Source organism: Paraburkholderia sp. RL18-101-BIB-B, from assembly GCF_046026985.1.
GTDB lineage: Bacteria > Pseudomonadota > Gammaproteobacteria > Burkholderiales > Burkholderiaceae > Paraburkholderia.
Window position 1 is genome coordinate 1 of record NZ_JARESV010000101.1, and the last position, 9,961, is coordinate 9,961.

Sequence of the window (9,961 nt, forward strand, 5' to 3'; positions counted from 1 at the left end):
ATTTTTTGTACGTGAGCGCGCCGATCATGGTGCGGGGTCACCCATTCACAGTCGTGTCGGCGCCGCATTTTACACTGCGCAACTTCGTCATCATCGAGTTTGGCATAGCCGCATACCCGATAGACCGGCGCAGTCAAACTACAGCAATTGGCGGGTGGCCGCGCCCAGGTGCCTCCGCGAGTAGCCCCACCGCGCAGGCGACCCTGTCTCCACCCTCTTCGTGACGACATGCGCGCAATGGACTCCTTCAACCGGCGTCCGCACCGACCGGCCACGGAAACAATATTTCGCCACGCTTGCCGGCGTTCACATTGTTGAGACTGCTCACCGTCTCAACCGGAAACCCTGCTGCAAGCCAGGCCTCAATGCCCCCATGTAGAGGGAGCGATTCGCGGAAGCCGAGTTTTCCGAGTTCCGTTGCTAACAACGCCGCGGACACCTCGTTGGGACATGCAATGTGATAGCCAAAAACCGCACGGGTGCAGACATCGATGATGACAGGGAGCCACGCCCTCTCGATCTCGAACTCATGCTCAAAACCAAACGGATCACGCGTGACCACCTTGAGTCGGATATCAAGTCGATGGCCATCGAATTCGACCACCTGCTACAGGCGGCTCGCTGCGGGGACACCCGCATCGTTCGGGCGTGGCAGGCCCTTCAGATGCAAAGCGCCTGCCGACCGCGCTGCTGTGTCGAAGCGACGCAGCAACTCTTCCTTCACGCGCTATGAAAGGGAGCGTATCGCGCGGTCTGCCGTGTTGAATGTGTAATCGGCGGCGGTCAGTCCGATCGTGCGACATTGCCGGAGAAATTCATCGTGCAATGCTCGCAAACCGCTTAAACAGGTTCTCAGCCCCGAGTTCATTAATTGTCTGGTATGCGAAATATATTCGTGAAACCAGACAGCGTTTTCCGCGGGATGTTTTGGTCTTATGGAATGCTTCGAACTATCGGCGTACAGTCTACAGCGTGACGCGCATAAGGGCTGCACTGGGACCACAATAAGAGGTGCAGGCCCGGTTGAGTTTCCTGGCCCGCGCGAGGCGAGGCCATCCTGCAGCATGAGGAGATAGGAGCGTGGACGAGTCGAACACATCGATGAACTGTTTTCCCAGTCCCGATCGGGACACCAGTATTATGTCCGTGTGGGACCGTATGCTTCAGGGTGACACTTCACGCTCGCGTATCCTGCGAGGCGTGGTCGATCGCTCGTGGCATCGCTGCCTGGACGGCCAGGTCAGCCCGGGCCTCGATTGCGCTCCGCCGCCGCTGGAAGAGGACCGCGTATTCGAATTGCGCTCCAAAAACGAGCGGCTGCTCAGTGCCAGCCTGCCGACGATCCTCCAAGCGCGCGAATTCCTGTTGCAGACCGGCACCGTGTTGTTGTTGACCGATGCCGACGGCGTGATCCTCGAATTGGCCGGCGATCAGAGCACCTGGGAACCCGCCGGCGAAATCCGGCTGATTCCCGGCTGTGGCTGGACCGAACTCAATTGCGGCACAAATGCGATCGGCACCGCGCTGGCGCTGGGGCAGCCAGTCCAGATCCATGGTGCCGAGCATTTCTGCGAAGGCATCAAGCGCTGGACCTGCTCTGCCACGGTGATTCGCGATCCGCTGGACGGCTCCGTGCTCGGCGTCATCGATCACTCCGGCCTCGCCCAAAGCTACAACCAGCAAAGTCTGGCATTGATCGTTTCACTGGCCGCACAGATCGAGAGCCGGCTCGGCAAGGTGGCAATGGAACGCCGTCTGCGGCTGCTGGAACGTTGCATGGGCTATGCCGCACGGGCACATGGGATCATCGTGACCGACGAGCGCGGGCGGCTCGTGCAGGCCAACTCGCAGGCCCAGGCGGCCCTTGCCAGACTGGGCGTATCGACCGGCATTCATCATGTGTTCCCGCGACCCGAACTCGCGATGATTGCGCGGGGCGTCATGCCGCCGGAAATGCCCGACTGGCTGCGGCAGGTACAGATCGAGGCCATCAATGAAGGGGCCGACACACTGGGCTTCCTGCTGGCGATTTCGGCTGCGAGCAGGCGTCCGGACTATCGATCCGCGCAATATCCATAACTTACGGTGACTTCCTGAAATCTGACCCAACCCTTGTCCTTGAGGCGGGATGAGATGAAGAGGCGTCTCGGACATCCGGTAGTTTCTCGCATGGCGTCCACCGGATTCATCACGCGATTCAGAATCCCGTGTTTTAACTGGACTCGTTCTCGCCAATCGCAGGCAGGCTGAATTGGAAGACGGCACCACGCCCAGCATTGTTGGATGCCCACACCCGCCCTCCGTGGGCTTCGATGATCGAACGGCAGATCGACAATCCCATGCCCATTCCGTCGGGCTTTGTAGTGAAGAAAGCGTCGAACAGCCGATCTGCGTTTTCCGGATCAATGCCCGTTCCGAAATCCCGTACAGCGACGACCACATGCCCCCCGTTTTCGTGACGTGACTCTATTAGTAGTTCACGTGGCGCGTCGCCGATGTCGGCCATCGCCTGGATACCGTTCATGACGAAATTGATGATCACTTGCTGAAGCTGGACCCGATCGCCGAAAAACGGAGGCAAGTCGGGGGACAGCTTGAGGTGCAAGGAAACGCAATGATTCAGAGCCTCGCGCTGAACCAGGGACACAACGTCGTTGACCACATCGTTGAGTTCCAGCCGCGTCTTCTGCGGGTTAGCCCTCTTGGTAAGCGAGCGGATACCCTGGACGATTTCGCCCGCGCGCCTACCTTCGGCGATCATATGCTCCACGCACGCCCGCACCTCCTCCGGCTGCGGCGTCCGATGGCCAAGCCATCGCAGGCAGGCCTCGCCGCTGGTCACGATCGCAGTGAGCGGCTGGCCTACCTCGTGGGCAACGGATGCACTCAGCTCCCCAAGGGTTGTCGCCCGAGTGGCATGAGTGAGTTGCGCCTGCAAGGTCTGCAACTGCTCTTCCGCTCGCTTGCGTTCAGTCAGGTCGAGCACAAAGGCGAGGCCCTTTTCCTGCGAGCCGTCCAGTATCGCAGAGCCCACCATAACCGGGACACGGTGGCCATCCTTGCGGATATATTCCTTCTCGAAAGGTTGGCAAGTACCGGTCCTCCGAAGCTCCTCGACGTGCCGCGCGTCTGCGGCGCGATATTCCGGTGGCGTCATGCCTGCCCAATTGATGTTGCCGGACAGCAGATCTTGCCGGGTATAGCCAACGATCTGCAGAAATGCGTCGTTAGCCTCGCTGGCATTCCCGGCAAGGTCTCCAAAGAAGATCCCAATGATATTGGAATCGACGAGGCGGCGGATGCGCGCTTCCCGCTCACGAAGCGCAGCGTAGAGCATCGCGTTCTCCAGCGAGATCGCCGCCTGTGAGGCTAGCAGTTCCAGCACGGTCACACGTTCGGGCGTGAACGCGTGCGTGGCCAGATTGTTCTCCACGTACAACAGGCCAATCAACCCGGAGCGCCGCATAAGCGGCAGGCACAAAACCGACTTCGGCTGCTGGCGGCTCAAGTATTCGTCTGCCGAAAAAGGATTCGATTGCCTCGCATCATCCAGCAGCACCCGCTCCTGGCAGCGCCGGACGTAATTGACGATGGAGCTCGGCAATGCCCCTTCGGGCGCTGCCGATCCCGGCGGTGCCGATGCGGACGGGGCCTGGTTCAGGAGCCGCCGCACGCAGATTGTCTGCTGCTCCACCCTCGCTTCGGCCGCCAGGACGAGGCTCTCGTTGCGTGCGAGCAGCAGTTGGCCGGTCTGCGCTCCGGCATTTTCCAGCAGGATGTGCATCAGCGTGTCGATCAGATCCTCCAGCACGATCTGGCCAGAAATTGCCTGCGACGCCTTGGTCACCGACAGAAGATCCAGTTGCCCCGCATTGCTGGGCGACGTGGGGGACGGTGACTCCGGCTGTTCATGCAGTGGCGGCGTGCGCTCGTCGAGTTGCCGGACCTCGCCGCCGGCGCCCCAGAGTACAAAGCGGCTGCGCTCTCCCTCGGGATGGCCGCGCGCGCCGGTCGTGGACCCTCGGGCACGATCAAATCCTGCAGCAAGCTCGTGCGCGAAGCCTTCTTTTGCCCGGAAAGCGACGAAGCCGTGCTTCTCGATCAGGTCGCATGCGAGCTTGACGAAACGATCGCCCTCGCTATAACTGTGGAAGACCGGGCCGAGGACCGTCCCGAGCCAGTTATACGCTTGCGCGATAGGCCCGCTCATCCCGTGCCGCAAGCTGACGTTCACCATGCGGCACACCAGCAGGCAAAACAGATGCAGATCGGTAAAATAGGCGGCCTCCAAAGGAATCGACAGCACCTCCATGGCGGTCCGCAGTTCCGGATCGGTCATCAGCGGCAAGTCAATCAAAGCCTCGATCGGGCGTCCCTCCAGGTTGCGCCGGACCGTTTCGTATTCGGCCTGGGCCTGTTCCCAGGTCGGGTGTGCCGGGATGTCGATGCCAAACAGCATGGCGCAGGCGCGCGCACTGGCCACGGCCTGTGAGTTTTCCGACTTCATCACATGGAGCAGGACCTTCAGGTGGTAGACGGCCGCCCGGTCGAATTTCGACGCCGTTCGCTGCAGCAACTCCGCAATCAGTCGCTCCGCGTGGTCGAAGTCGCCGGTCAGAAACTCACACTCCGCGCTCGCGAGCCGCAGGCTGAACATGAGTTCGTATCGATCGCCCCAGTCCTTTTCATCGAGCAGCGCGATGCCGGCCGCAAGATATACGCGCGCCGACGCATAGGCCGCCGACGCCTTGGCCTTGTGCCCGGCACGCAGGTCGAGCGCCGCCACCTGCGCCTTCTCATCCCGGTCATCCAGCAGCACGGCGCCCCGATTGAACTGGTTCGCGACATCGAACAGATGCTCGGTGAGTTCGTCCGCTGTCAAGTTCGCCAGCAGTACCCGGCCGATTCGCAGGTGGATTACAGCGTGCTGGGTTGCGGGAATCAGTGAATAAGCCGCCTGCTGGATCCGGTCGTGCAGGAACTTGCCGCTGCCGTGGGTGCGCAGGAGCAAACGCTCGCGCACCGCCGCCGCGAGGCACACCTCAGTCTCGGTCGCTGATTTCCGGCTGACCAGCGCGAGATGTCGCAACTCGAACGCGTTGCCCAGGCATGCGGCCAGCTGCAGCGCTTCCTGCGCTGGGGGAGACAACTGACGCAACTTACCGATCACCAGGTCGACGACGTTGTCGGCGAAGTCCTTCGCCTTGATCTGATCCAGGTCCCACTGCCAGGCCCAGTGTCGCGTGTCATGCCGCAACAACCCCTCCTTATGCAGCGTGTCCAGGAACTGGATAAAGAAGAACGGGTTGCCCTCGGTGCGCTCGTAGACCAGCCGCGTGAGCGGTTCGCAGACGACCGGTGACGCATGGAGCGTATCGGCCACCAACTCGTTCAGATGCACGAGCGACAGCGGTGCGAGTTTGAGGTCCGTCACCGGTGCGCCACTGTGGCGGATCGTCTCGAGGGTGGTCACGAGCGGATGGGATGCGTCCACTTCGTTATCGCGGTAGGCGCCAATCAGCAGCAGATAGCGCGTGTCCGGATGCGTGATCAGGTCTTCGATGAGCGTCAGGCAGACCGCATCGGTCCACTGCAGATCGTCCAGGAAGACGACCAGCGGGTGGTCCTCACTCGCGAGCACCGCGACGAATTGCCGGAGCACAATCCGGAACCGGTTTTGCGCCTCGCTCGGCGGCAGCGCCGCAACCGGCGGCTGGGGTCCGATGATGATCTCGACCTGCGGCAGCACATCGACAATAAGCTGGCCATTCACTCCTACCGCGGCCTGGATCCGTTGCCGCCAGCCGGCAATGTCCGTCTCGCTTTCGGCCAGCAGTTGCCGCACCAGTTCGCGAAACGCTTGCGTGAGGGTGGCATACGGAATATCGCGCTGGTACTGATCGAACTTGCCCGAAATGAAATAGCCGTGCTTCGCGACAATCGGCTTGCGCAACGCGTCGACCAGCGCCGACTTGCCGATGCCCGAGTAGCCGCAGACACTCGCGAGCACTGCTTGGCCGGTTGACGTCATGTGCTGGAATGCGTCGAGGAGCCGCTTCGCTTCCTCATCGCGTCCGTAAAGTTTGCGCGGCACCTGGAAAAGCTCCGGGATGTCCTCCGTACCGAGCGGGAACGGCTCGATCCGGCCCGAGGCCTGCCATTGCGCGAGACACTGGTCGAGATCGGCGCGCAGCCCGTACGCACTCTGGTACCGGTCTTCCGGTAGCTTGGCCAACAGCTTCATCACGATATCCGACACCGGTAGCGGCACCTCCGGCACGATCTCATGAGGCGACGCAGGCATGCGGGCGACATGACAATGCGTCCATTCGAGTGGATCGTTCGCCTCGAACGGCAACTGGCCGCTCAGCATGCGATAGAGCAATACGCCCATCGAGTAGAAAGCGGTCCGGTAATCCACCGGACGATTCATGCGGCCGGTTTGCTCGGGGGACACGTACGCCCAATCCCCCACGGGTACGACGACGCCCTCTGGCGAGACGGTGTTGGATTCCTGGGCCGTGGTGAGTGTGAAATCCACCAGGAGGACGTGCCCAGTCGCTGGCGCGACCAGAATATTAGCGGGCCGGACATCCCGAAGGATGACCATCGCGCTGTCGATGCCCGCCAATGCATCGGCCAGATGGTGGCCAATGCGCAGGCAAAGCGCCACGTCCATTCGCAGCTCACGGCCCAAAACGGCTTCGAGCGACTCGCCCGCAAAGTATTCCAGGATCAGCGCCAAGCCGCCGCCCTCTTTGACTAGCGCGAGTGGTTTCGCAATGCCCGCGACATTCAACGATTGAAGCAGCAGGTATTCGCGCTTCAAACGAGCGGATTGGGCTGCTACTGCGGGTTCCGGAGGGCGCTTCAGCAGCACCGGCATCCCATCCGTCGTGCGGCGGGCACGGTAGAGATCCGCGCCCGCTGTCGCGCAGATCCGCTCAAGGGTCTGACAGATCGCGATGGTCATTGCCCCCCCAGTTTTTTCCCTTGGTGACCTGGCCTGATATCGACATCAGGCATTTCGACTGTTAAGTGGGGCGCAGGCCCGCACGTATGTCGGTCGAAGTGATCACTTCGCGAACCGCAACGATTGACGACTAGTCTACTCGGTCGCGAATCGGACGCCAGTCTTGTCGCCGTCGCTGGTTGCTCAGGCTAAATACCGACTACGGACAGTCACGAGGGATGAACCGCCCGCGTTGGCCGACGACGCGCCAAGCGCAGTCGGCACGTGAATGTCAGGTGTCCGGGGGATGCTATTCAAAAAGTCGCTGCGCGGCGTTTGCAATCCGCTCGCGAAAAAATCGACCGGCCTTCCCGTCAGAGCCCATATTTCGAGAGGTTTGCCGCTTCGTCAGCCGTATACCGAAATAAAAACGTCACTGTTGCGCGTATAAGACTGTCAATCCGCGTTCGGGCGGCTGCGAGTCGTCTGCTGGCGTCGGGTTAACGCTATACGAGCAGAAGGTCGAAATTGCACACACCAGTCGGTCACGCGACAGCGCTGGCAATGCATCGGCGATGAATTGCTATCCGCCCTTCCCTACGCATCGGTCTCAGATTCGAGATCGAGAACGAACTTCCATAGCGCGTCCGGCAAGACGGGCATCGAAACGGCGCTTCGAGGACGCTCGCGTTGATCACATAGGGGATCTCTCGTTCGCAAGCGCGGCATGTCGCGTCCAACGGAACTTTATGGCAAGGACAGATGCTCTCGCTCGGGCGCTGAAACAGCACGCTGTGATAGCCGAGGCCTGATCAGAAACGGCAGTGCTTGGAGCTTGAGCTACACTGCCGATGCTCAGATCCGGCTAGAAGCGATCTGCTTATGGTCTGCGACGATATACCCAACATGTGCGACAGCCTTCGAATATCGACGAAGGCAGGACTCGGAGACCTCGCCCTCATAGGGATCAACATCAGCATTAACCGGTTGCGTCGCGATAAGGACCGTGAAGCGAAAACATCCGCTATGACAAGGAGTCCTCAAGCTACTAAAGAATAGAACTGATCGGCAGGGGTTTGGGTAACGCCGGCGTCCTTCATCTGGCCTTTGCTGATCATATGCTTCGTCTCAATGCCTGACAGGATGATGCAGGCACACCTGAAATCCTTGAAGCCCATCATCGGCCTGGTTCGGCGTGTGATCGCCCGATGATCCTGCTCGACCATGTTGTTCAGATACTTGACCTGCCGGACCTTGATGGGTGTTTCCCGTTCGGTATTGATGGCCCGGAGGGCAGCCAGATTGGCCCCGCTTTTATCCATGGTCACGGTCTCAGGCGCGCCGTTACGATCGATGGCTATGTGGCCTACTCACTGAGCCTGCGTGATCTTGAGGAAATGATGGCCGAACGCGGCTTCCAGGTCGACCATTCGAGCGTGCATCCTCGGTGATCAAACTCGTACCGCTGTTCGAGAAGGCTTTTCGCAAGTACAAGCGTCCGGTCGGCAAGAGCTGGAAGATGGATGAGACGTACGTCAAGGTACGCGGCCAGTGGAAGTATCTGTATCGAGCCGTGGATAAGGCCGGCAAGACGGTCGATTTCGTGTTGCGGGCGCATCGCGACAAGGCTGCAGCGCGCCGCTACTACCACCGCACGCATAGCAGAATCACGTCCAGTGGATAGTGCAGTCGCTTCAGCACCTTCGCGATCGCTGGTGATAATGTCTTGCGCGGCGTCTTGCCCTTCATAGCCATCGTGGTCATCCCAATTTCTGTCGCTCAAGTTTACCCGCTCGCCTTACCGCGACAGAGCCGACACAGCGCCGCGAACGCTCGCTGCGTGCGTTTTTGATCGGCAAACGGAAGAAACCGGTCATCCATTGTCAGTTGAACGACGGCGGATTCAACCGGCCGTTGACTTGTTGATCGACCGACGACCGCTTAGGCCGATCAACAGACCGACGTCGGCCAGCGGTGCACCACAACTCGTTTTCCGCATCGCCGCTAGTCGCGCGTTTTGCCGCTGTTAGTCAGGGTTGGGTGTTGCGCTTCCCATTCTCGGCGCGTTTTTTCCAATTCCTCGGCAGGCACCTGTTCATCCGGCAGTACCGTGTGGTTCTCGGCAGCAAGTATCTTGTTGGGTAAGCCATCGAGTGCGTCGCGGGCAATCTCAGCGTTCGTCCGCACAGGATCAGGCCCACCGGTGGGTTTTCGCCGGGAAGCGTCCAGTGCTCCTTCGCATAGTTGCAGTACATGTGCACCTGGCCGACATCAGCATGGTTCAGCTCTGTCAGCTTGAGATCGATAATCACCAGACAGCGCAACCGCCGGTGGAAAAACAGTAGGTCCACGCGAAACCAGCTGTCGCCGATGCGCAAGCGTCGTTGCGGTCCGACGAACGCGAAGTCCCCGCCCAGTTCAAGCAGGAAGTCTGGATTGGGAGGCCAAAAGGTGAGCCGTTACGGGAGACCCGAAGTATGACTCGCACATGTGTGCTTTTCAATCAACCCGGTGGGGGCAGGTGCACAGCCGAGGTACTCACTCATAGGCGAGCATCAAGGCAAGCCTCACGTGCGAGCGTTCGCCCAATGCGATCGGCGGTAATGGGACCCACTGGAGACATCCGGATGCGACTCACCATCCAAAGCGGTCGGTTACAAAACGTGCGCAACTCCGGGCGCGCGGACCGGGGCTGACGGCGCTGTCGGGTTTTAGCCGGGTCGCAAACATGCGGCGCAGTTCTGTGCGACCGCAGCAACAAGGTGCACGGCGTCAGTTACACTCACTCCACGGCACCCCCCGCGTAATTCCTTTGCCCGCGCAGACGCTTCACAATTCGGCCAAACGCGAGCCACTGCTGCGCGATCAATCCGTCGCCATACGAACGCCCTGAACCATGCGGTACGGGTAGCTGGTCGCGGATGCCGGTCGCCTCGACGGCGGGGTTCCATGAAACGGTGCGGAACATCATGTCCCACCACGGGAACAGCACGCCGAAATTGCAGCCGT

At 60.6% G+C, this 9,961-nt stretch carries 3 protein-coding genes and 4 pseudogenes; 2 read left to right on the plus strand and 5 right to left on the minus strand.

All coding sequences use genetic code 11. The annotated features are described in order from the left end of the window. Window positions 1-247 precede the first annotated feature (247 nt). Window positions 248-604 (minus strand): rhodanese-like domain-containing protein, encoded by a 357-nt coding sequence (locus tag P0D73_RS45340; protein WP_408320903.1) that lies wholly within the window; start codon window positions 602-604, stop codon window positions 248-250. Window positions 605-1,080: 476 nt separating this feature from the next. Between P0D73_RS45340 and P0D73_RS45345 the strand changes: the two genes are divergently transcribed. Next, the gene (locus tag P0D73_RS45345) at window positions 1,081-2,079 is read left to right on the plus strand and encodes a sigma-54-dependent Fis family transcriptional regulator (RefSeq protein ID WP_408320905.1); all 999 of its coding nucleotides are present in this window, start codon (window positions 1,081-1,083) and stop codon (window positions 2,077-2,079) included. A gap of 133 nt (window positions 2,080-2,212) precedes the next feature. On the opposite strand, the gene P0D73_RS45350 is transcribed toward P0D73_RS45345, so the two are convergent. Next, window positions 2,213-6,973, minus strand: a complete 4,761-nt coding sequence (locus tag P0D73_RS45350; protein WP_408436212.1) for a trifunctional serine/threonine-protein kinase/ATP-binding protein/sensor histidine kinase — start codon at window positions 6,971-6,973, stop codon at window positions 2,213-2,215. 1,019 nt (window positions 6,974-7,992) lie between these two features. Further along, window positions 7,993-8,310 (minus strand): annotated as a pseudogene (locus P0D73_RS45355) (DDE-type integrase/transposase/recombinase); the annotation flags it as partial. Here P0D73_RS45355 and P0D73_RS45360 point away from each other — a divergent pair. Then, a pseudogene (locus P0D73_RS45360) lies at window positions 8,254-8,606 on the plus strand (IS6 family transposase); the annotation flags it as partial. The pseudogenes P0D73_RS45355 and P0D73_RS45360 sit on opposite strands and share 57 nt — an antisense overlap. Before the next feature lie 350 nt (window positions 8,607-8,956). On the opposite strand, the pseudogene P0D73_RS45365 reads toward P0D73_RS45360, so the two are convergent. Both P0D73_RS45365 and P0D73_RS45370 read right to left on the minus strand, forming a co-directional pair. Further along, window positions 8,957-9,384 (minus strand): annotated as a pseudogene (locus tag P0D73_RS45365) (PDDEXK nuclease domain-containing protein); the annotation flags it as partial. Window positions 9,385-9,734: 350 nt separating this feature from the next. After that, window positions 9,735-9,961 (minus strand): annotated as a pseudogene (locus tag P0D73_RS45370) (sterol desaturase family protein); the annotation flags it as partial.

Coding starts and splice junctions, on each gene's coding strand:
- P0D73_RS45350 (WP_408436212.1), bottom strand. CDS start 6,973: ATGACCATCGCGATCTGTCAGACCCTTGAGCGGATCTGCGCGACAGCG.